The organism is Ensifer sp. EB106-03-01-XG145 (assembly GCF_058792075.1).
Map to the genome: position 1 here is coordinate 332,852 of NZ_JBYTEC010000005.1, position 22,534 is coordinate 355,385.

The following is a 22,534-nucleotide window of genomic DNA, read 5'->3' on the forward strand; positions in this document are numbered from 1 at the left end:
ACGGTGGATCTCGGCTGTCCAGAGGCAGGCGAAGCATCTATCGTCACGCGTCGCCCGCGCCCAAACGCGGGCGACGCAATCATTCGTCAGAGGCAGGGGCGGATGCAGGCGGACAGCCACATCTCACCAGCCTCGTATCGGGGAGCGACATCTGTTGGACTGGCTTGCAGTAAGCGATGCGGAATGGACGGCGATCCTTTTGAGCCTGCGCGTCGCAACCGTCGCGATGATCTGCAGCCTGCCCTTCGCGCTCGCCATCGCCATGATGCTCGCCCGCGGCCGTTTCTGGGGCAAGACGCTGCTGAATGGTCTCGTTCACCTGCCGCTGATCCTGCCGCCGGTCGTTACCGGTTTCCTGCTGCTCCTGCTCTTCGGCAGGCGCGGACCGCTCGGCGCCTTTTTTGCCGACTACTTCGGCCTGGTCTTCTCCTTCCGCTGGACCGGCGCGGCGCTTGCCTCAGCGGTCATGGCCTTTCCGCTGATGGTGCGCAGCATCCGCCTGTCGATCGAAGCAGTCGACCGCAAGCTGGAAGACGCAGCGACCACGCTCGGTGCCAGCCCGCTCTGGGTGTTTGCCACCGTCACCTTGCCGCTGATCATCCCCGGCATCATCGCCGGCATGATCATCGCCTTTGCCAAGGCGATGGGCGAGTTCGGCGCGACGATCACCTTCGTCTCCAATATTCCCGGGGAAACGCAGACGCTTTCCTCCGCCATCTACACCTTCACCCAGGTGCCGGGCGGCGACGCCGGTGCCATGCGGTTGACGATCATTTCGATCGTCATTTCCATGGCCGCGCTCATTTTCTCCGAACTGCTGGCGACCTTCGCCGCCCGTCGGGTGGCGGCCCAATGAGCCTCACCGTCGAAGCCCGCCACCAGTTCGGCAACTTCTCGCTCGATGCCGCTTTCACCTCGGACGGCGGCGTTACGGCGCTGTTCGGTCGCTCCGGCTCCGGCAAGACCTCGCTGATCAATATCATCGCCGGGTTGTTGAAACCGCAAAGCGGTCGCGTTGTGCTCGATGGCGACGTCATTGCCGACAGCGAGCGTCGGGTCTTCACGCCCGTGCATCGCCGCCGCTTCGGCTACGTCTTTCAGGAAGCGCGCCTCTTTCCGCATTTGAGCGTGCGCCGTAATCTTGCCTATGGCCGCTGGTTCGCCGGCAAGAGCGGCGCCGGTGGCGACTTTGCGCGCATTGTCGAGATGCTCGGCATCGGCCATCTGCTGGAACGCAACCCTTCAGCCCTTTCCGGCGGCGAAAGGCAGCGCATCGCGATCGGCCGTGCGCTGCTGGCAGCACCCCGCCTGCTCCTGATGGATGAACCGCTCGCGGCGCTCGACGAGGCCCGCAAGGCCGAGATCCTGCCCTATCTCGAACGGCTGCGTGACGATGCTGGCATCCCGATCGTCTATGTCAGCCATTCCGTCGGCGAAGTCGCCCGGCTGGCGCGCCGCGTCGTCGTCCTCGAAAACGGCCGGGTCACCGCATCGGGCGCGGCCGCCGAGGTCTTGAGCGCGCCGGCCGCCATGCTCGCCACCGGCAGGCGCGAGGCCGGCGTCCTGCTGGAAGGCGTGGTCGAGGGAACCGATCCGTCCCACGAACTGACGACGGTCCGGGTCGGACGGGAACGGCTGCGCATTGCGGGTGTCAGCGCGGCACCCGGCAGCAGGCTTCGCCTGCACGTCGCCGCGCGCGACGTCATGCTGGCGACATCAAGACCTGTGGAGATCAGCGCGCTCAACGTGCTGGAAGGGCGCATCCTTGCGATCGCGACGGAGGAAGACGGCAGCGTCGATGTCAGGGTGACTTGCGGCGATGCGACGATTGCCGCCCGCATCACTCGGTTTTCACGCGACGCGCTTGCGCTTGTTCCCGGCAAGACGGTCTACGCCATCATAAAATCGGTGGCGATCGATCACTGAGCTTTGCCCGGAACGACCTCGCCAGCGCCTGCTGGCGGATCGCTGCCGCGAACGGATTCGAGCCAGGCAAGATCCTCGGCGATCGCGGCTTGCGTTTTTTCCTCCATCTCGCGGTAGCGCCGGATCAACGTTTCGCCAAAAGGTGTCACCTGCGCCCCGCCACCCTGTTTGCCGCCGCGCTGCGACTCGACCGAAGGCTCGGAGAACATCCGGTTCAAAGCATCGACCAGCAGCCAGGCGCGCCGATAGGACATGTCCATCGCCCGGCCGGCCGCAGAGATCGACCCGGTCTCGCGGATCAACTCCAACAGCATGATCTTGCCGCGGCCGAGCCGGGCGGCGGGCGGAAAATCGATGCGCAGGACGGGGCGAAGATCGGGGCGGCTCTCACTCATGCGGGCGAGCATAGAAGCTCCCCGGGCAAACCGGAAGTCCGCCCGATGGCGAGGCGGACCAGCTTTCCCAAACAAAGTGAGCCGGCAAACCCTAGCTTTCGAGCAATGGCCAGATAGCAGGTCTTGATCTCGCGGCGGCGGCATGCACCGATGACCGTGACACGTCCTGCCCGAAAGTACCTCCCCATGCCCGGTCCCGCGCTTGATCCCATCGCCACCGATACCGCCCTGCCCGCCAAGGCCGACGTCGTCATCGTCGGTGGTGGTATCATCGGCGTCAGCACAGCCCTCTTCCTCGCCGAACGCGGCATCGATGTCGTGCTTTGCGAGAAAGGCATGCCCGGAGCGGAGCAGTCGAGCCGCAACTGGGGCTGGGTGCGGGTCATGGGCCGCGACGAGCGCGAGATCCCACTGGCGATCGAGGCGCTGAGGATCTGGGACACGCTCGACGCCCGCATTGGCGGCGAGACCGGCTTTCGCCGCAGCGGCATTCTCTACATCTCCGAGAATGAACGTGATGTCGCCAACCGCGATGCCTGGCTCGCAATGGCCCAACCCTATGGCGTCGACAGTCGGCAGCTTGGCGCTGATGCGACCGCGGCGGCAATGCCGGGCGCCGCCCTTCGCTATGAAGGTGCGCTCTTCACCCCAAGCGACGGCCGGGCAGAACCGCAAAAGGCCGTGCCCGCGATCGTCGCCGGCGCTCGCCGCGCCGGGGCACGCATCGTCACCGGCTGCGCCGTGCGCGGCGTCGAGAGGACGGCCGGGCGGATCTCCGCGGTTGTGACCGAGAAGGGTCGCATCGAAACTTCGACGGTCGTCGTCGCCGGCGGTGCCTGGTCGCGACTGTTGCTCAAGCGCCTCGGCATCCGCCTGCCGCAACTGAAAGTGCGCAACACGGTCTTGAGAACCGGACCCGTTTCCGGAGGTCCAGAGGGTGCGGGCGCGACCGCAACTTACGCCTATCGCAAGCGGTTCGATGGCGGCTACACGATTGCCGACGGCGCGGCCAATCTGCACGCGATCGTGCCCGATAGCTTCGCGTTCTTCCGCGATTTCCAGCCGGCGCGAAAGGCGGAAGGCGAGGCCGTGCAGGTCGGCCTCAGCGCCCAGAGCTGGAACGAGCTGTTCGAAATCGGCGCCGTCCCGCTCGATCGCCCGGGCGCCTTCGAGCGTCACCGCGTGCTTGACCCCAACCCGGATTCGCGCCGCGCACTTCATGCTCTCGACGCCGCCGCAAAAGCCTTCCCATTTCTGCGTGAAGCCAAGGTGCAGCAGATCTGGGCCGGCCTGATCGACGTGACGCCGGATGCCGTTCCGGTGATTTCAGCGGCAGAAGGCGTTCCGGGACTGATCATCGCGACCGGATTTTCGGGCCACGGTTTCGGCATCGGACCGGGCGCCGGGCATCTCGTTGCGGATCTCGTGACCGGAGACAAACCGGTCGTCGACCCCACCCCATTCCGGCTCTCGCGCTTCCTCGATGGGACGCCGATTGCGATCGCCCCGCCGGTTTGATCGCCGTACGGCGAAACGCCCGCGAAAGAAAATTACAAGCAGCGACCGGCAAGGCCATGCGCAACACAACGCGTGAGCGCACTCCCGGCAGGATTCTATCTTTCTTCGCTCCAGCCCACCCCTCGATGCCGAAAGACCTTCATTAGCCCCGGAACTCGTGGCAGTCTGTGAGCATTCCCGTCGGGAGAACGGGGCTTAAGGAGGAGTCTGTGCAGACCTCGGGCGGAGGAGCCTTGTGGGGTCGGAAGGCACGTTCCCCTGATACGTCAAGCCTACCGTTTTCCCGCTCTCGAATTGGTGCGCTGCGCACTCCGGAGGAGGCCGGAAAACGCATGAGCGATCTCGATCGACTTAGCCTGCATGTCCCCGAACCCGCCGTTCGGCCCGGCGGCCAGCCGGATTTCTCCAACGTCAAGATCCCGAAAGCCGGCTCCGTTCCGCGCCCGGAGGTGGACGTCGCGCCGGAAGAGATGCGCGATCTCGCCTATTCGATCATTCGCGTCCTGAACCGCGACGGCGAAGCGGTCGGCCCCTGGGCCGGTCTGCTGTCCGACGACGAGCTTCTGGCTGGTCTCAAGCACATGATGACGCTGCGCGCCTTCGACGCGCGCATGGTGATGGCGCAGCGTCAGGGCAAGACCTCGTTCTACATGCAGCATCTCGGCGAAGAGGCCGTCAGTTGCGCCTTCCGCAAGGCGCTGGTGAAGGGCGACATGAACTTCCCGACCTATCGTCAGGCGGGTCTCCTGATCGCCGACGGCTATCCCATGGTCGAGATGATGAACCAGATCTTCTCGAACGAGAGCGACCCGTTGCGCGGCCGCCAGCTGCCGATCATGTATTCCTCCAAGGAGCACGGCTTCTTCACCATCTCCGGCAACCTCGCAACGCAATATGTGCAGGCTGTCGGCTGGGCGATGGCGTCCGCGATCAAGCGCGACACCAAGATCGCCGCGGCCTGGATCGGTGACGGCTCGACGGCGGAATCGGACTTCCACTCGGCGCTGGTCTTCGCCTCCACCTACAAGGCGCCTGTCATCCTCAACATCGTCAACAATCAGTGGGCGATCTCGACCTTCCAGGGCATTGCCCGCGGCGGCTCCGGCACCTTTGCAGCCCGCGGCCTCGGCTTCGGCATCCCGGCGCTGCGCGTCGACGGCAACGACTACCTCGCCGTTTACGCCGTCGCCAAATGGGCGGCCGAGCGCGCAAGGCGCAATCTCGGGCCGACGCTGATCGAATACGTCACCTATCGCGTCGGCGCGCATTCGACCTCCGACGACCCGAGCGCCTACCGACCGAAGACGGAATCGGAGGCCTGGCCGCTCGGCGATCCCGTCCTCCGGCTGAAAAAGCACCTGATCCTGCGCGGCGCCTGGTCCGAAGAGCGCCACACCCAGGCGGAAGCCGAAATCGTCGATGCGGTAATCCAGGCACAGAAACAGGCCGAAGGCCACGGCACCTTGCATGCCGGCGGCAAGCCGTCGGTGCGCGACATCTTCGAGGGCGTCTATGCCGAGATGCCGCCGCACATTCGCCGCCAGCGGCAGAAGGCAGGATACTGACATGGCCAGAATGACAATGATCGAAGCCGTGCGCAGCGCCATGGACGTCTCCATGGAGCGCGACGACAATGTCGTCGTCTTCGGCGAGGACGTCGGCTATTTCGGCGGCGTCTTCCGCTGCACGCAAGGGCTCCAGGCGAAGTACGGCAAGACCCGCTGTTTCGACGCGCCGATCAGCGAAAGCGGCATCGTCGGCACGGCGATCGGCATGGCGGCCTATGGATTGAAACCCTGCGTCGAGATCCAGTTCGCCGACTACATGTACCCGGCCTATGACCAGATCACCCAGGAAGCGGCCCGCATCCGCTACCGCTCCAACGGCGATTTCACCTGCCCGATCGTGCTGCGCATGCCGACCGGCGGCGGCATCTTCGGCGGCCAGACCCACAGCCAGAGCCCGGAAGCGCTCTTCACCCATGTCTGCGGCCTCAAGGTCGTGGTGCCCTCCAATCCCTATGACGCCAAGGGCCTGCTGATCGCTTCGATCGAAGATCCCGATCCGGTGATGTTCCTCGAGCCGAAACGGCTCTACAACGGCCCCTTCGACGGCCATCACGACCGGCCGGTCATCCCGTGGTCGAAGCATGATCTCGGCGAAGTACCCGAAGGCCATTACACCATCCCGATCGGCAAGGCGGAGATCCGCCGTCAGGGCTCCGCCGTCACCGTCGTCGCCTATGGCACCATGGTGCACGTGGCGCTTGCAGCGGCCGAGGAAACCGGTATCGACGCCGAGGTGATCGACCTGCGCAGCCTGCTGCCACTCGATCTCGATACGATCGTGAAGTCGGTGGAAAAGACTGGTCGCTGCGTCGTCGTGCATGAGGCCACGCTCACGTCAGGCTTCGGCGGCGAAGTGGCCTCGCTCGTTCAGGAGCATTGCTTCTACCATCTCGAAGCGCCCGTCGTGCGCGTTGCGGGCTGGGACACGCCCTACCCGCACGCCCAGGAATGGGACTATTTCCCCGGCCCCGCGCGCGTCGGACGCGCGCTCGTCGAAGTGATGGAGGCCTGAGATGGGCGAATTCGTAATCAAGATGCCGGATGTCGGCGAAGGCGTGGCCGAGGCCGAACTCGTGGAATGGCACGTGAAGCCTGGCGATCCCGTTCGCGAGGACATGGTGCTCGCCGCCGTCATGACCGACAAGGCGACCGTCGAAATCCCCTCGCCCGTCACCGGCACCGTGCTCTGGCTCGGTGCCGAAGTGGGTGACACCGTCGCGGTGAAGGCGCCGCTGGTGCGCATCGAAATCGCCGGTGAGGGGGAAACAGCCGCACCGGCTGTTGACAACAAACTGGCAGCAAAGGCGGAAGAACAGCCCGCCGTAAAGGTCGAGGCAACCGCCCCAGTCGCCAAGCCTACGCAACCCGTCAAAGTCGAGGCGAAGGCACCGATCGCGAATGGCCACGCGACCGGCGAGCGGCTGGAAAAAGCACTGGCCTCGCCGGCCGTGCGCCTGCGCGCCAAGGAAAGCGGCGTCGATCTGCGTCAGGTGGCCGGCACCGGTCCGGCCGGCCGCATCACTCATGATGATCTCGACCAGTTCATCGCCCGCGGCGCCCAGCCGGCGCCGGCGCCCGCCGGCCTGCAGCGCAAGACCGCGGTCGACGAGATCAAGGTGACCGGCCTTCGCCGCCGCATCGCCGAGAAGATGTCGCTTTCGACCTCGCGCATTCCCCACATCACCTATGTGGAAGAAGTGGATATGACAGCGCTCGAGGACCTGCGGACGACGATGAACCGCGACCGCAAGCCGGACCAGCCGAAGCTGACGATCCTGCCCTATCTGATGCGCGCGCTGGTCCGCACCATTGCCGATCAGCCCGCCGTCAACGCGATCTTCGACGACGGTCCCGGCATCATCCACCGCCATCACGCCGTCCACATCGGCATCGCCACCCAGACACCCGCCGGCCTCACCGTCCCGGTCATGCGCCATGCCGAGGCACGCGGCATCTGGGATTGCGCCACCGAACTCAACCGCCTGGCGGAAGCGGCCCGCACCGGCACGGCCACCCGCGACGAGTTGACCGGGTCGACGATCACCATCTCGTCGCTCGGCGCGCTCGGCGGCATCGTCACCACCCCGGTCATCAACCATCCGGAAGTGGCGATCGTCGGCGTCAACAAGCTTGCGATCCGGCCCGTCTGGGACGGCACGCAGTTCGTGCCGCGCAAGATCATGAACCTGTCCTCGAGCTTCGATCACCGCGTCATCGACGGCTGGGATGCGGCCGTCTTCGTGCAGCGGCTGAAGACCCTGCTCGAAACGCCGGCGCTTATATTCGTGGAGGCCTGAGGCGATCATGAAGGAAATTTCCTGCAAGCTGCTCGTGATCGGCGCCGGCCCCGGCGGCTACATCGCAGCCATCCGCGCCGGCCAGCTGGGCATCGACACGGTCATCGTCGAAAAGGCCAAGGCCGGCGGCACCTGCCTCAATGTCGGCTGCATTCCCTCGAAGGCCCTGATCCACGCGGCCGAAGAGTTTCACAAGCTGCGCGCGGCCGCCTCCGGCCGCAACCCGCTCGGCCTCTCTCTGGCCAATCCGTCGATCGACCTCGCCCATACCGTCGCCTGGAAGGACGGCATCGTCGGCCGGCTGAACGGCGGCGTCACCGGGCTTCTGAAAAAGGCCGGCGTCAAGGCCGTGATCGGCGCCGCCCGCTTCGTCGATGGCAAGACCGTCGATGTCGAGACCGAAATCGGGCTGCAGCGCATCCGCGCCGAAGCGATCGTCATTGCCACGGGCTCGGCGCCGGTCGAACTGCCGGACCTGCCCTTCGGCGGGCCGATCATTTCCTCGACGGAAGCCTTGTCGCTGAAGAGCGTGCCGAAGAGCCTCGCCGTCATCGGCGGCGGCTATATCGGTCTGGAACTGGGCACCGCCTTCGCCAAGCTCGGCAGCCATGTCACCATCGTCGAGGCGCTGACGCGCATCCTGCCGCAGTACGACGCGGATCTGACGAAGCCGATCGCCAAGCGCCTCGGCGAGCTCGGCATCGAAGTCTTCACCCAGACGGTTGCCAAGAGCTACTCCGCCGAGACCGGCAGCCTGCATGCCGAGCACAACGGTCGCGCCATCGATGTCGCCGCCGAAAAGGTGCTCGTCACCGTCGGCCGCAAGCCGGTGACCGAAGGCTTCGGCCTGGAGGAGATCGACCTCGACCGTACCGGCCGCTTCATCCGCATCGACGACCAGTGCCGGACGTCCATGCGCGGCATCTACGCGATCGGCGACGTCACCGGCGAGCCGATGCTGGCGCACCGCGCCATGGCGCAAGGCGAAATGGTGGCGGAGATCGTCGCCGGCCACAAGCGCAGTTGGGACAAGCGCTGCATCCCCGCCGTCTGCTTCACCGATCCCGAGATCGTCACATCAGGGCTCTCACCCGACGAGGCGCGCGCGAGCGGCATCGAGATCAAGATCGGCCAGTTCCCCTTCCAGGCGAACGGCCGGGCGATGACGACGCTTGCGGAAGACGGTTTTGTCCGCATCGTTGCCCGCGCCGACAACCACCTGGTGCTCGGCATCCAGGCCGTCGGCCACGGCGTCTCGGAACTCTCGGCAAGCTTCAGCCTGGCGATTGAGATGGGCGCGCGGCTCGAAGACATCGCCGGCACGATCCATGCCCACCCGACACAATCGGAGGCCTTCCAGGAGTCCGCGCTGAAGGCACTGGGGCACGCGCTGCATATCTGACGGTGGCCACCCACTAGCGCCAACCATTGCCGTATGGGAGAAAGACATGAGCAGAATTGACCCTATCGTCATCGTTTCGGCGGCCCGCACCCCGATGGGCGCCTTTCAGGGCAGCCTCAAGGATCTGACTGCGCCGGAAATCGGCGCCGTCGCGCTGAAGGCAGCACTTGATCGCGCCGGCCTTGATGCCGTCGACGAGGTGCTGATGGGCAATGTGCTGCCGGCCGGCATTGGCCAGAACCCGGCGCGCCAGGCCGCTCTTGGCGCAGGCCTCGGCAAGGAAACGCCGTCGACGACCATCTCCAAAGTCTGCGGTTCCGGCATGAAAGCGCTGATGCTCGGCCACGACGCGCTCTTTTCGGGCAGCGCGTCGGTGCTTGCCGTCGGCGGCATGGAGTCGATGACCAACGCCCCGTATCTGCTGCCGAAGGCGCGCGGCGGTTTCCGCCTGGGGCATGGTGAGGTCAAGGACCATATGTTCCTCGACGGCCTCGAAGACGCCTACTCCGGTCGGCTGATGGGCACCTATGCCGAGGATACGGCCGAACACTACCAGTTCTCGCGCACCGATCAGGACGCGTTTGCGCTTCGCTCGCTGGAGCGCGCCAACCGGGCGGCTGAGGATGGTTCCTTTGCCGAGGAAATAGTGGCGGTTAGCGGCGCCGGCAAACGCCAGACCGCCAACCTTGATCGCGACGAGCAGCCGACCAAATCGGATCCGGCAAAGATCCCGAAGCTGAAAGCCGCCTTCCGTGACGGCGGCAGCGTGACGGCGGCCAATTCGTCGTCGATCTCCGACGGTGCAGCGGCGCTGATTTTGATGCGTGCAAGCGAGGCGGAAAAGCGCGGACTGACGCCCCTTGCCATCGTCGCTGGCCATGCCGGCCATGCGCAGGAACCGGCCTGGTTTACCACCGCGCCGATCGGCGCGATCGACAAGCTGATGGCCAAGCTCGGCTGGGAGAAGGGCAGCGTCGGCCTCTACGAAATCAACGAGGCCTTCGCCGTGGTGGCGATGGCCGCGATCCGCGATCTCGGCCTTTCCGACGATATCGTCAACATTAACGGGGGCGCCTGCGCGCTCGGCCACCCGATCGGCGCCTCGGGCGCCCGCATCATCGTGACGCTCTTGCACGCCATGCGCGCGAAGGGCGTCAAGCGCGGCATTGCCTCGCTCTGCATCGGCGGCGGCGAGGCGACGGCGGTCGGACTGGAACTGTTGCACTAACAAATGAGCGCCACCGGTCGAAACGGGTGGCGCTTCTCATTTTCAGCGGACGATTTGTTCCCCGAGCCTCTCACCCGCTTGGCGGCGAGAGGGCCGGATTTCCCATACCTCAGCCCATGCGCTCGGAAGCGTAGGAACCCGGGCTCGGCGGGAAGACGACGACGCGGTTGCCGTTGATGAAGCAGCGGTTGTGGATATGGGCGTGTACCGCACGGGCCAACACCTGGCTCTCGACGTCGCGGCCGATCGAGACATAGTCTTCCGCGCTCTGGGCATGGGTGATGCGGGCGATATCCTGCTCGATGATCGGGCCCTCGTCGAGATCGGCGGTGACATAGTGCGCCGTCGCGCCGATCAGCTTCACGCCGCGCTCATAGGCCTGCTTGTAGGGATTGGCGCCCTTGAACGACGGCAGGAACGAGTGGTGGATGTTGATGATGCGGCCCGACATCTTCTTGCAGAGCGCGTCCGACAGGACCTGCATGTAGCGGGCGAGCACGATCAGGTCGGCGCCGGTCTGTTCGACGAGCTCTAGGAGCTGGGCTTCCGCCTTCGGCTTGTTCTCCTTCGTCACCTTGATGTAGTGGAAGGGAATGTCGTGGTTGACCACCACCTTCTGATAGTCGAAGTGGTTGGAGACGACCCCGACGATATCGATCGGCAGCGCGCCGATCTTCCAGCGGTAGAGCAGGTCGTTGAGGCAATGGCCAAAACGCGACACCATCAGCAGCACCTTCATGCGCTCTTCGCTGTCGCGGATCTCCGCATTCATGTCGAAGCGCTTGACCACCGGCTCGAAGCCCGCTTTCAGCTCGTCGAGCGTGGCGCCCTCCTGGCTGATGAAGGTGAGGCGCATGAAGAACAGGCCGGTTTCGAGGTCATCGAACTGCGAACTGTCCGAAATGTAACAGCCCTTTTCGGCGAGATAGCCGGTGATGGCGGCAACGATGCCACGGGTGGTCTTGCAGCTGACGTTCAGCACATAGCTTTTCATCGGTAGATCTCTCGCTCCAGAGGTTTTTCCGGCCCCCCTTATACGGCCAGTCACACAAAAACTAGCGCGGCCTTGGCCCGGCCGTCGATCCATTCGCGACATCCGTTTGACGGAACCGGCCAGATGAGGCCGGTCAGCACAAGGCAGCTTCAGTCAGATGATGTCTGAAGGAACAGAACGGACAACCGCACCGGTCAGCGCGGCGTGCGATCCGGGTGAGCGCGGGCGAATGCCTCGATCTCCGAACAATTCTGATCGATCGCGACAAGCCGTGGGCAAGCGCTGAGATCCACCTCCCAGCGGCGGGCATTGTAGACCTGCGGCACGAGGCAGAAATCCGCCATCGACGGGCTGTCGCCATGGCAGAACCGGCCGGTTGCGGGATGGTCGAGCAGCTGTTCGAAGGCGGCAAGTCCCTCGCCGATGAACTTGCGCATCCAGTTGCGCCGCGCCGCCTCACCGTCCTCGGCATTGGCCATGACATAGGAGATCACGCCGAGATTGCAGACGGGATGGATGTCCATCGCGATCGCGTAGGAGAGCATGCGCACCCGCTGGCGCCCGACGGCATCGTCAGGCAGGAAACCGGCATTGCTGCGTGTCTCGGCGAGATATTCGATGGTGGCGAGCGATTGCGTGAACCGCTCGCCATCGATGTCGAGAACGGGCACGAGCCCCTGCGGATTGCGCGCCAGATGCTCCGGCGCCTTGTGCGCCTTGGCGAGCAGATCGACCGGCACCGAACGATAGCTTTCGCCGAGGCTGTTGAGCGCGATACGCACCCGATAGCTCGCCGACGAACGCCAGTAGTCGTAAAGGACGGTCTCGCTCATGCCTTTGCCCGTTCTTGTCGTTCAGCCGTTTGGGCCTTGTTGTAGGCTTCGACGGTCTGTTCGATAGCGCCGAAGATCGAATGGCCGGTCTTGTCCTTCATCTCGATGCGCACGACGTCACCGACCCTCAGGAAATGCGTCTTCGCCGCACCACCGACGATGGTTTCGATCATGCGCAGCTCCGCGATGCAGGAATAACCGGCACCGCCCTCTGCGACCGGCTTGCCCGGTCCGCCGTCAAGCTTGTTGGAGACCGTGCCCGAGCCGATAATCGTGCCGGCGGAAAGCGGCCGGGTCTTGGCCGCATGCGCGACCAGTTGGGCGAAATCGAAGGTCATGTCGATGCCGGCATTGGCTCGGCCGAAGGGCTTGCCGTTGATGTCGACGCAGAGCGGCAGATGCAGCTTGCCGCCGTCCCAGGCCTCACCCAATTCATCCGGGGAAACGGCGACCGGCGAAAAGGCAGAAGACGGCTTTGACTGGAAGAAGCCGAAACCCTTGGCAAGCTCGGCCGGGATGAGGCCACGCAACGATACGTCGTTGACCAGCATCACCAGGCGGATCGCAGCGCGCGCCTCGTCATTGGTAGCGCCCATCGGCACGTCGTCGACGATGACGGCGACCTCGCCCTCCATGTCGACGCCCCAGCTTTCGTCGGCAAGCGGGATCGGATCGCGCGGCGCGATGAAGCTGTCGGAGCCGCCTTGATACATCAGCGGGTCGGTCCAGAAGCTTGCCGGCATTTCGGCATTGCGGGCCTTGCGGACGAGCTCGACGTGATTGACGTAGGCCGAGCCGTCGGCCCATTGGTAAGCGCGCGGCAACGGCGACAGGGCGTCGTGTTCATGGAACCGGATCGTCGGCTGCGAGCCGGTCTCGATCCCCTCGGCCACGCGGGCAAGCCGCGGGCCTGCGTGTTCCCAGTCGTCGAGCGCTGCCTGCAGCGTACGGGCGATATGCCCGACCTCGGAGCAGCGGGTGAGATCGCGAGAGACGACCACGAGCTTTCCGTCGCGCGTACTGTCCTTGAGTGTCGCCAGTTTCATGCAGTCCTCCCTCTCAATCTTCTCATTGTTCCGGACCGAAAGCCGCTGCGCGGCCTTCGCGGAGTTGTTTTAAGCGGGCGAATCGTCCGCAAGTCTCACAACAAGGCCGTCGGCGGCGATCGTCAAGGCGCCTGCCCAGCTTTTGCGGGTCGCCGCAATCCAATGGCCTTGCGTTATCTCGGGATCATCGGCCGGAATGAGGTGGTGCAGCACCAGCCGACCGACGCCGGCGGACGTTGCGATCGCGGCCGCCTGTTCGGCGAATGTGTGGCTCGCAAGCAGGTGCTCCTTCAATCGCGCGCCGTTGCCGGTGCGCGCCACCAGCCGGTCGACGCCTTCGGCGAGCATCGCTTCGTGCACGAGAATGTCAGCCCCTCGGGCGAAATCGGCGAGCGGCGGAAAATAGGCCGTATCAGCGGAAAAGACGACCGAGCCCTCCGCATGATCGAACCGCAGCGCGAAACAGTCGGTGACTGGCGGATGATCGACGCGTAGCGCCGACACGGTCAGGCCGTTCTCCGAAAAGACCGCGCCCTCGGAAAACTCGACGACGTCGACAAGAGCGCACAGGTCCGGCCGGCCTTCGTCGACGATGCGAATGTCGATGTCGAAGGCCATCGCCTGAAGGAAGCCCTGCCAATAGGCACGTGTCCCGGCGGGGCCGAAGACGCGCACTGGATGCGCGAGCCCCGCGGTCCAGGCCGTGTGGATCAACGGACCAAGCTCAAGCACATGATCCGAATGCAGGTGGGTGATGACGATCAGGTCCAGCGCCTTCAGCGGCACGCCGGCATCCGTTACTCCGCGGGTAACGCCAAGGCCGCAATCGACCACGATCGAACGGCCGCCGATTTGAAGCAATGACGAGGTCGGCCACGGGCCGCCCGGCCGGATCGCCGGACCACCCTTGCTGCCAAGCAAAACGAGGCGTGAACTCAAGACCAATCGCCTTCCGGCGTCCCGTTGAAGCGCTTCTTGAGATCCGTCCAGCAGTCGATGTAGTTGTCCTGCAACGTCTCCAGTTCGGCGGCGAAGCGGGTCAGCTGCTGTGGGAAGCGGGTCTCGAACATGAAGGCCATCGTATGGTCGAGCTTCACCGGTTTCAACTCACTGTTTGTCGCCTTGTCGTAGCCCGACGCATCCGGCCCATGTGCCAGCATCATGTTGTGCAGGCTCATGCCGCCGGGCACGAAGCCCTCTTCCTTGGCGTCATAGCGGCCGTAGATCAGCCCCATGAACTCGCTCATGATGTTGCGGTGGTACCAGGGCGGCCGGAAGGTGTGCTCGGCCACCAGCCAACGCGGCGGGAAGATGACGAAATCGATGTTCGCCGTACCCTCTTCGCCCGAGGGTGCCGTCAGCACCGTGAAGATCGACGGGTCCGGATGATCGAAGAGGATGGCGCCAACCGGCGAGTAGGTCTTGAGGTCGTATTTGTAGGGCGCGTAGTTGCCGTGCCAGGCGACGACGTCGAGCGGTGAATGGCCGATCTCGGTCACATGGAAGCCGCCGCACCACTTCACATGCACGCGGCAAGGCGTCTCCTTCTCCTCGAAGGCGGCGACCGGCGTCTTGAAGTCGCGCGGATTGGCAAGGCAGTTGGCGCCGATCGGGCCGCGATCCGGCAATGTGAACTTGGCGCCATAGTTCTCGCAGATATAGCCGCGCCAGACCTTCTCTTCACCAAGCCGCGTCACCTTGAACATGGTGCCGCGCGGCACGATGCAGATTTCCGAGGGCTCCACATCCATCTTGCCGAGTTCCGTGAAGACCTGGATCGCGCCCGCTTCCGGAACGATCAAGAGTTCGCCGTCGGCATTGAAGAAATAGTCGTCCACCATGTCGGCGTTGAAGGCATAGGCATGGGCCGCCATTCCGGTCTGCGTCGGCGCATCGCCCGCCGTCGTCATGGTGCGGATGCCCTCAAGGAAGTTCAGTTTTTCCGAGGGCGCCGGCAACGGGTTCCAGCGCAACTGGCCGAGCGCCAGGGAATGCTCGGCCACATGCGGCGCCGTCTTCCAGTGCGGATAGTCGATCTTGGAAAACCGCCCGGTGTGGCGGACGCTCGGGCGGATGCGGTAGAGCCAGGAGCGCTCGTTGGTGCCGCGCGGCGCGGTAAAGGGCGAGCCGGAGAGCTGCTCGGCATAGAGCCCGTAGGCGCATTTCTGTGGACTGTTCTGGCCCTGCGGTAGAGCTCCCGGCAGGCTTTCGGTCTCGAAATCATTGCCGAAACCCGGCATGTAGTTGAGCGCCTCGGCTGCGTCAGTCCGTGCCTCGGCCTGTTTTCCTGCCTTGTCGAGCATGGTTCTATCCTCCTCCCTTGAGCATCCGGCTCCAGCTCTCGCAGCGGGGCCAGCGCAATCCCAAACACCGCCCGCAACGGCCCCATCCATGGTGGACGCGAGCCTCGCCTTCGGCATATTAGTTGCAATCGTAACTATCGATTTTGTAACTATCAAGGAAACACCGATGACCGCCGACGGCTTCGAGCTCAATGCCTTCCTGCCCTACCGGCTGAACCGCGCGGCCGAATTCGTCGCCCTGCGCTTTGCCGCACAATACAAGGCGCGCTACCAGCTCACTCGCCCGGAATGGCGAACGCTGGCAGCCCTCGGCAGCACCCGTCGTCCAATGACGGCAACGGAAGTGGGCGCGCATTCCGCCATGCACAAGACCAAGGTGAGCCGTGCGGTCGCAGCACTCGAAGAGCGGCGCTGGCTGACGCGCAATGAAAACGAAGGCGATCGCCGCCTCGAACATCTCCAGCTGACGAAGGCGGGCCTGCGTGCCTATGTCGAACTGACGGCGCTTGCGGCCAGCTACCAGGCTGAACTCGACGCTTTGGTTGGAGCCGCCGGAATGCAGGCGCTGACGGCTGGTCTCGAGGCGATTGAACGCGCCATCGGCAAAGTGGAGAAACGTCCTCGCCGCGAGGGGTGAAACGTCAGCCCTTCATCCGCTCCGGAATCGGCACACCTTCAAAACTCTTCAGCGTTTCGAGCACGATCGACGTCTTCACGTGCTGCACGCTGTCATGCGGCAAAAGCACGTCGTTGACGAAGCGCGACAGCCCCGCGAGGTCAGGCGTCACCACCCGCAGGTGATAGTCCATCTCACCGGTCAGCGCATAGGCCTCCAACACCTCGGGCAAACTCGAAATGAGCTTGCCGAAGCGCTTGGCATTGTCGCGGTTGTGGGTGGCGAGCGTCACCGAGATCACCACCATCAGATCGAGGCCGAGCTTCTGCCGGTCGATCTGTGCCTGATAGCCGGTGATGTAGCCTTCGGCTTCGAGCCGGCTACGCCGCCGTGAGCATTGTGACGGCGAAAGTGCGATGCGCTCCGACAGCTCATTATTGGTCAGATGTCCGTCGCGCTGCAATTCGCTGAGGATCTTGAGATCGAACCCGTCAAGCTGCTCCATTCCTGCATCCTAATTCACTATTATGCATGTTCCGTGCGCCATCCTGTCTAAACCGCGCAAGAATACAAGCATCATGCATGGGAATTGCGTCATACTCCAGCAAAGTTTGGAAGAACAAGAGGAGACTTCCGATGGGCCCCTTCCCGCATGACGCCCCGCCGGCAACGATTACCGCTGAAAACCCCGCTGGCACCGACGGCTTCGAATTCGTCGAATTCGCCCATCCGGAACCGGAGAAGCTCGCCGAGCTTTTTGCTCGCATGGGTTACAGCCCGGTTGCCAAGCACAAGACCAAGAACATCACGGTCTGGCGGCAGGGCGACATCAACTACATTCTGAACGCCGAACCCGGCTCGCATGCCATGCGCTTCGTCGATGAGCACGGCCCCTGCGCCCCGTCCATGGCCTGGCGCGTCGTCGACGCAAAGCACGCCTTCGACCATGCGGTTTCGAAGGGCGCGATCCCCTATGAAGGCAAGGACAAGTGCCTCGATGTTCCGGCGATTGTCGGCATCGGCGGTTCGCTGCTCTATTTCGTCGAGACCTACGGCGCCAAGGGCTCTGCCTATGAGACCGAATTCGAGTGGACCGGCGAGCGCAATCCGAGGCCCGAGGGCGTCGGATTCTATTATCTCGACCACCTGACGCACAACGTCTATCGCGGCAATATGGACAAGTGGTGGGCCTTCTACCGCGAGCTGTTCAATTTCACCCAGATCCACTTCTTCGACATCGACGGCCGCATCACCGGCCTCGTCAGCCGGGCGATCACCTCGCCCTGCGGCAAGATCCGCATTCCCTTGAACGAGTCCAAGGACGATACGAGCCAGATCGAGGAGTATCTGCGCAAATACAAGGGCGAAGGCATCCAGCACATCGCCGTCGGCACCGAAGGCATCTACGACGCCACTGACAAGCTGGCGGACAATGGCCTGAAATTCATGCCAGGCCCGCCGGAGACCTATTACGACATGTCGCATGACCGTGTTCACGGCCATGACGAACCGATCGACCGGATGAAGAAGCACGGCATCCTCATCGACGGCGAAGGTGTGGTGAACGGCGGCATGACGAAGATCCTGCTGCAGATCTTCTCGAAGACAGTGATCGGCCCGATCTTCTTCGAGTTCATCCAGCGCAAGGGCGACGAAGGCTTTGGCGAGGGCAACTTCCGCGCCCTGTTCGAATCGATCGAAGCCGACCAGATCCGTCGCGGCGAACTGGGGCCGCAGGCGGCCGAGTAAATCGCAGCCGACAACGCCGGCACTTCTAACTCGAGCCTCTCGCCTCAAGCGAGGGGCTTTTCTGCAAGTAAGGGCATCCAGCCAAACGAGATGCTTGAGCTTTCTCGCGCGCCCGTTCAGAGCGCGCTACTGCCGGCAATGTCAGTTCGTGGTCTGGTTGACCACGCGCCAGTTCGGCCGGCCGAGATTGTGCGGCCATTCGATGACGTCACGGTCGTTGAAGTAGACGACTTCGGCCAGGTTGGGGAACTGCGGGTCCGGTTGTGTCGCGGTGTTCATCCAGGGCTGCATATAGGCCGGGCTGCCTTCCCATCCGAGCTCGGCGACCCAGATCGGCTTGTTGTACTTGGCCACCAGGTCGTAGCCGGGCTTGAGCGCCTGCGCGAACGTCCTTGGCGTCCCATATTCGATCTGATCGAATGGTTCGAGCCCGAAGACCGACAGCCCGACGAGATCGACGTAATCGTCACCCGGATAATAGGCATCGAGGTTCGGCAAACCCTTTGGCGACCACATGATCTGCGCCTTCGGCGCCTTCTTGCGCACGATGTCCATCGCATGCTTGTAGGCCTTGATCCAGTCCTGTGGCGCCCAGCCAGCCCAGGAGAACCGTCCGGACGTGTCTTCCATCTCCTGGCCCCAGCGCACGATGACCGGGCTCTTCAGCTCGGCGATCATGTCGGCGATCGCCTCCATGTTGACGTCGTATTCACCCCTGAGCATCCGGTCGCGGAGCTGCGCCGGCGTCAATTTCCAGTCGAGCGACCAGGACCAGGGCTCGATGGTGATCAGCAGATTGCGTCCCCGCTGAAGGGCATACTCGTCAGCGGTGCGCAAGGATGCGAGATCGACGTCCTCCCAGGGCAGGAACAGAGCTTCGGTCGTCACATCGCTTTGGGCGCCGAAATCGCCATGCGGGTCATAGGCGCCGAATCTCGTTCCGCCAGGGTGCATGACGGGACGTTTGTCGATCATGGTCTGGGTCTGACCGGCATTGCCCGCAGGATTGGCTTGCTCCTGCGCCAACGCGGATACCAAGCTGCCGAAGTCCAGTTGCAGGGCCAGGGCAGTGCATAGGGCGAATGCCAATTTGCGTTTCATTTCATCCTCCTGCTGCGTCTATTTTTTGGCCAGGAACTGTTCCTTGAGACGCAACGCCTTTGCTGTGATGTCGTCCTGGGCGACGAGGCTGTAGTAGGCGTCATTGGGCTTGGGTTTTGCATGCTTGAAGACATACCATTCGCCGTTTGGCACCTTCCGCTGATAGATCGTGTCGCCGATCTTGGCATGGCCGAAGCAGGTCCGCGCATCGCCGGCCTCGGCCGCGGTCGTCCAGATGGCCTGCATGCACATCATGCCGAGATCGCTGACGTACCAATTGCCTTCGGCAAAGGATCGGTTGCCGTTGCCCTTGTCGACAAAGGCCACGAGTTTGCGGTCATGCGCGGTGAAGCGTGCACCGCCGGTGGACCATTGCCAGGTCTTGTTGCGGTAGAGGGAATAGACTTCGTAAGCGCTGAGCGGCGTCGGCTTGACTTCCATCTTCGCCTTGACCGGCTGGGCGCCCAAGTAGACCGCAGCGGCTGCAACCGGCAGCAACAGCGGCAGAACCATGACTTTTATCGACCCTTTCATCCACTTTCTCCTCACATTGGAGATTACACACTCGACTGTTCGCCGCCGTCATGACGGCACGTAGTATCGGCCGACCTTCTTTGTCGTCCTGGTTTCCCGGTACTTCGTTTCACTGACACTCCTTCTTCCGGCATTGTTAGAGGTGGCCCGTGATACGGCAGGTTCGATCCGCGCCCCGCTCTCGGGCGGCTGAGAAAAGCCTTTCCATTGCAAATGGAAGCGAACGATCCTGAGTTTCGTACCGTGTCCGGCGCCGGCGACCGTGTATTTCGCCTCGGTGAAGGTCACGAAACCCAAGCCATGCGACAGGGCCTCCGTTGCCTCGGCGCCGTGACGCACCGCCGATTGGGCCGACAGCACCGAAATCAGCACCAGAGAGCCGGCCGTCATTGCGGTCATCGTCGAACGCGGCATAAGCGGCAGCCCGTTCTCGCGGGCGTGTCGAACGTGGATCACCACCACGAGCCCGGCATAGACGAGGGCGTTGATCTCGGCGAAGACGTAGAAGCCGCGTGCCGTTCCGGCATCGGAAATCAGCCAGACGGCGAGCGCCGACATCAGGGAAAGCACGAAATAGGGCATCAATATCCGAAGCGGCAGGGGAGCCGCGGCACCGCCGCCTTTCGGCGTGATGCGAAAATCGACGAACGAGCCGGTCAGGTGATCGCGCACCGCCGCCAGACAGCCGAGCAGCGACCAGGGCCACCGCGCGAACAGGAACAGGACCGTCTCCCAACTCAGCACCCGCGCGTCGTGCGGCCGGAACGTACCGGTCGAACGCCAGAAATAGGCGAGCACGACCAGAACCACTGACAAAGGCACGAAATGCAGCAGAAAATCGGGATAGTCGACGTCAACGAAGGCCCGCCCCATCAACAGCGCCACGATCGGCATCAGGAACATCAGCGCCATGAAGCACGAAAACAGCGGGTACCAGAGTTGCGAAAACAGGAACTGGAACTGCAGCCGCGGCCGCAGCTTCGGCACATACAAAGGCGAATATTTCAGCAGGATCGCGACGAGGCTGCGAGACCACTGGAACTCCTGAACCACGAGATCGGCAAAGTTCGCCGGCCCGTCGCCATGGGCTATGGCGTTGAGGGCATGCACGCCGCGCCAGCCATGGGCATTCATCATCAGCGTGGTCGAATGATCTTCGGCGAGTTCCGGCCCCAATCCGCCGATCTGCTTCAGGGCCTTTGTCCGCACGGCGTAGTGGGAACCGATGCATAGGGGCGCCCAGCCATTGTTGTAGCCGACCTGAAGGGAGCCATGCAGGCTCGCCTCCGCGTAAAGCCGCCCGCGCGCCGACCAGCTTGCCGCGGCATTCGCGTCGCATATGCTCGGCGCCGAGACATAGCCGACCGACGGGTCGTTGAAGGGATGCAGCACCTCCACGAGATAGGTGGCTTCGGGCACGTGATCGGCGTCGAATTGCGCCACGAAATCGTAGCGGTCATAGCCGTGGTGATCGTAGAAATAGGCAAGGTTTCCTTCCTTGCAGCGCGTGCGGCGCGGCCAGGCGGCGCGATGATATTCGGCGAAACCCTTTCGCGTGGAGATGAAAACCCCGTGGGCCGCACACCAGGAAACCGTTTCCGGCGACGGGTCTTCGTCTGCCAGCCACACATCGAAGTCGCAGCCAGTCTGGTCCAGCATCGCCTGCAACGTCTTGCGTACAACGGCAAACGGCTCGGACGGCGCCTTGGTGACGACCATCGCGATCCGCCCCTGGGGCACCGGCCCCGTGCTCACCGTGGCCACCTTCGCGCCGGAAAAGATCGCGATGAAGTAGACCGGCAGCAGGGTGATCCACCCGACGACGACGGTGATAAGGACGTAGGACGGCCAGTCCAGAACATGGGCCGGATCGAGCCACCACCACCAGAAATACGTGAAGGCCGCGAACCACGCGGTAACCCCCAACATGTTCAGGATCTGCAAGCGCCCGGAAAACAGCGTCGTCAGACGCGGCCTGACAGGCCCCGCACGCGCGAGATCGGCATAGCGCCGAAATCCATCGACTGTGGCTGCCCAGCTCATCGCCGCACCTCCAGCCCGAAACCCGGCGCCGCCGTGCGGATGATGGTTTCGATATCCGAGAAGGCCGGCCGGAAGCCCAGTTGCTGCCGCGCCCGGCTGGTGTCGGCATAGAGCACGGGCGGATCGCCCGGGCGACGCGGCAACATCTGCACGGGAACCTGCCGCCCGGTAACGCGATCGATCGCTTCGAGAACCTCCCGGATCGAGGTTCCATGTCCGGAGCCGAGATTGGCGCGCAGCACCTCGCCGCCGTCTCGCAGATAGTTGACGGCCGCGACATGGGCGTCGGCAAGGTCGGTCACGTGAATGTAGTCGCGAATGCAGGTTCCATCCGGCGTCGCATAGTCGTCACCGAAGATGTCGAGCCTTTCGATCCTGCCGGCCGCCGCCATCAGGGCACGCGGTATGAGATGCGTCTCGGGATCGTGCCGTTCCGTGAGCTGTCCGTCCGGATCGGCGCCTGCGGCGTTGAAGTAGCGCAACGCGACGGAGCGGAAATCATAGGCGCGCGCATAGTCGCCAAGCATCAGCTCGATCATCAGCTTCGTGCGCCCATAGGGGTTGATCGGGAACTGTTCCGTATCCTCGGTGATCGGAAGCCGCTGCGGCACGCCATAGGTGGCGCAGGAACTGGAAAACACGATGCGTGCCAGCCCGGTCGCGCGGCAGGCTTCGAGCAGCGCGATGCTGCCTGCGACGTTGTTGCGGTAGTATTTTCCCGGGTCTTCGACGGATTCCCCGACATAGGCGGAAGCAGCAAAGTGGATCACGCATTCAGGCAGGAACGTCCGGACGGCCGTTGCCAGCCGTTCCGTATCCTCGAGATCTCCTTCAACGAGGGGACCCCAGCGCACGTTGGCCAGATGTCCCGTCGACAGGTTGTCATAGACGACGGGGACGAAACCCTGCTGGGCAAGGCGTTTGCAGGTGTGGCTTCCTATGAAACCGGCACCGCCGGTGACGAGTACGACGCGGGACATC

The 22,534-nt window shown here is 63.8% G+C and carries 21 protein-coding genes; 10 read left to right on the forward strand and 11 right to left on the reverse strand.

All coding sequences use genetic code 11. The annotated features are described in order from the left end of the window. Window positions 1–154: 154 nt before the first annotated feature. Both modB and modC read left to right on the forward strand, forming a co-directional pair. Window positions 155–856: a molybdate ABC transporter permease subunit gene (gene modB / locus AC3WWH_RS15915; protein WP_058325301.1), complete on the forward strand. Its 702-nt coding sequence runs from the start codon at window positions 155–157 to the stop codon at window positions 854–856. Then, complete coding sequence (gene modC, locus AC3WWH_RS15920) at window positions 853–1,926, forward strand: molybdenum ABC transporter ATP-binding protein (protein ID WP_058325302.1); 1,074 nt, start codon at window positions 853–855, stop codon at window positions 1,924–1,926. The genes modB and modC overlap by 4 nt, the downstream gene beginning before the upstream one ends. Here modC and AC3WWH_RS15925 read toward each other — a convergent pair. Then, on the reverse strand, window positions 1,920–2,321 hold the full coding sequence (locus AC3WWH_RS15925; RefSeq protein WP_058325332.1) for a winged helix-turn-helix domain-containing protein: 402 nt from the start codon (window positions 2,319–2,321) through the stop codon (window positions 1,920–1,922). The genes modC and AC3WWH_RS15925 overlap by 7 nt on opposite strands. A 186-nt stretch (window positions 2,322–2,507) precedes the next feature. Here AC3WWH_RS15925 and AC3WWH_RS15930 point away from each other — a divergent pair, with 186 nt between their 5' ends. From AC3WWH_RS15930 to AC3WWH_RS15955, 6 genes are all read left to right on the forward strand, one after another. Continuing rightward, window positions 2,508–3,839, forward strand: coding sequence for an NAD(P)/FAD-dependent oxidoreductase (locus tag AC3WWH_RS15930; RefSeq protein WP_058325303.1), 1,332 nt, complete (start codon window positions 2,508–2,510; stop codon window positions 3,837–3,839). Between the two features lie 332 nt (window positions 3,840–4,171). Continuing rightward, window positions 4,172–5,404 carry a 3-methyl-2-oxobutanoate dehydrogenase (2-methylpropanoyl-transferring) subunit alpha gene (locus AC3WWH_RS15935; protein ID WP_057254517.1) on the forward strand — a complete coding sequence of 411 codons (1,233 nt, stop codon included), beginning with the start codon at window positions 4,172–4,174 and terminating at the stop codon, window positions 5,402–5,404. Window position 5,405: 1 nt separating this feature from the next. Continuing rightward, entirely contained in the window at window positions 5,406–6,419 is a 1,014-nt protein-coding gene (locus AC3WWH_RS15940; protein ID WP_057254516.1) for an alpha-ketoacid dehydrogenase subunit beta, read from the forward strand. A gap of 1 nt (window position 6,420) precedes the next feature. Further along, window positions 6,421–7,704 (forward strand): dihydrolipoamide acetyltransferase family protein, encoded by a 1,284-nt coding sequence (locus AC3WWH_RS15945; RefSeq protein WP_058325304.1) that lies wholly within the window; start codon window positions 6,421–6,423, stop codon window positions 7,702–7,704. Window positions 7,705–7,711: 7 nt separating this feature from the next. Further along, window positions 7,712–9,106: a dihydrolipoyl dehydrogenase gene (gene lpdA / locus AC3WWH_RS15950; protein WP_058325305.1), complete on the forward strand. Its 1,395-nt coding sequence runs from the start codon at window positions 7,712–7,714 to the stop codon at window positions 9,104–9,106. Window positions 9,107–9,152: 46 nt separating this feature from the next. Further along, window positions 9,153–10,334, forward strand: coding sequence for an acetyl-CoA C-acyltransferase (locus AC3WWH_RS15955; protein ID WP_058325306.1), 1,182 nt, complete (start codon window positions 9,153–9,155; stop codon window positions 10,332–10,334). 109 nt (window positions 10,335–10,443) lie between these two features. Here the strand turns inward: AC3WWH_RS15955 and purU are convergent, their stop codons facing one another. The 5 genes from purU to hmgA all read right to left on the reverse strand — a co-directional run bounded on the left by purU (window position 10,444) and on the right by hmgA (window position 15,510). Beyond that, window positions 10,444–11,328: a formyltetrahydrofolate deformylase gene (purU, locus tag AC3WWH_RS15960; protein WP_057254512.1), complete on the reverse strand. Its 885-nt coding sequence runs from the start codon at window positions 11,326–11,328 to the stop codon at window positions 10,444–10,446. Window positions 11,329–11,522: 194 nt separating this feature from the next. Further along, the gene (gene maiA, locus AC3WWH_RS15965; protein WP_058325307.1) at window positions 11,523–12,161 is read right to left on the reverse strand and encodes a maleylacetoacetate isomerase; all 639 of its coding nucleotides are present in this window, start codon (window positions 12,159–12,161) and stop codon (window positions 11,523–11,525) included. Then, window positions 12,158–13,207 (reverse strand): fumarylacetoacetate hydrolase family protein, encoded by a 1,050-nt coding sequence (locus tag AC3WWH_RS15970; RefSeq protein WP_492377112.1) that lies wholly within the window; start codon window positions 13,205–13,207, stop codon window positions 12,158–12,160. The genes maiA and AC3WWH_RS15970 overlap by 4 nt, the downstream gene beginning before the upstream one ends. 69 nt (window positions 13,208–13,276) lie before the next feature. After that, on the reverse strand, window positions 13,277–14,146 hold the full coding sequence (locus AC3WWH_RS15975) for an MBL fold metallo-hydrolase (RefSeq protein WP_057254509.1): 870 nt from the start codon (window positions 14,144–14,146) through the stop codon (window positions 13,277–13,279). Further along, a complete protein-coding gene (gene hmgA, locus AC3WWH_RS15980; RefSeq protein ID WP_058325309.1) occupies window positions 14,143–15,510 on the reverse strand; it encodes a homogentisate 1,2-dioxygenase in 1,368 nt (455 codons plus the stop codon). The genes AC3WWH_RS15975 and hmgA overlap by 4 nt, the downstream gene beginning before the upstream one ends. Before the next feature lie 166 nt (window positions 15,511–15,676). Between hmgA and AC3WWH_RS15985 the strand changes: the two genes are divergently transcribed. Continuing rightward, the gene (locus AC3WWH_RS15985) at window positions 15,677–16,147 is read left to right on the forward strand and encodes a MarR family winged helix-turn-helix transcriptional regulator (RefSeq protein WP_058325310.1); all 471 of its coding nucleotides are present in this window, start codon (window positions 15,677–15,679) and stop codon (window positions 16,145–16,147) included. Between the two features lie 4 nt (window positions 16,148–16,151). Here AC3WWH_RS15985 and AC3WWH_RS15990 read toward each other — a convergent pair whose 3' ends face one another. Next, a complete protein-coding gene (locus AC3WWH_RS15990; RefSeq protein WP_057254506.1) occupies window positions 16,152–16,631 on the reverse strand; it encodes an Lrp/AsnC family transcriptional regulator in 480 nt (159 codons plus the stop codon). A 131-nt stretch (window positions 16,632–16,762) separates the two neighbouring features. On the opposite strand from AC3WWH_RS15990, the gene hppD reads away from it, so the two are divergent. Further along, window positions 16,763–17,875 (forward strand): 4-hydroxyphenylpyruvate dioxygenase, encoded by a 1,113-nt coding sequence (hppD, locus tag AC3WWH_RS15995; protein WP_057254505.1) that lies wholly within the window; start codon window positions 16,763–16,765, stop codon window positions 17,873–17,875. A 141-nt stretch (window positions 17,876–18,016) separates the two neighbouring features. Here the strand turns inward: hppD and AC3WWH_RS16000 are convergent, their stop codons facing one another. Genes AC3WWH_RS16000 through galE form a run of 4 tightly spaced genes read right to left on the reverse strand, consistent with a single transcriptional unit; the run spans window position 18,017 to window position 22,533 of the window. After that, window positions 18,017–18,976: a glycoside hydrolase family 26 protein gene (locus AC3WWH_RS16000; protein ID WP_057254504.1), complete on the reverse strand. Its 960-nt coding sequence runs from the start codon at window positions 18,974–18,976 to the stop codon at window positions 18,017–18,019. A gap of 18 nt (window positions 18,977–18,994) precedes the next feature. Next, window positions 18,995–19,510 carry a DUF995 domain-containing protein gene (locus AC3WWH_RS16005; RefSeq protein ID WP_057254503.1) on the reverse strand — a complete coding sequence of 172 codons (516 nt, stop codon included), beginning with the start codon at window positions 19,508–19,510 and terminating at the stop codon, window positions 18,995–18,997. 48 nt (window positions 19,511–19,558) lie between these two features. Next, window positions 19,559–21,553, reverse strand: coding sequence for a glycosyltransferase (locus AC3WWH_RS16010; RefSeq protein WP_492377113.1), 1,995 nt, complete (start codon window positions 21,551–21,553; stop codon window positions 19,559–19,561). Continuing rightward, entirely contained in the window at window positions 21,550–22,533 is a 984-nt protein-coding gene (gene galE / locus AC3WWH_RS16015) for a UDP-glucose 4-epimerase GalE (protein ID WP_058325311.1), read from the reverse strand. The genes AC3WWH_RS16010 and galE overlap by 4 nt, the downstream gene beginning before the upstream one ends. Between the last annotated feature and the right edge of the window lies 1 nt (window position 22,534).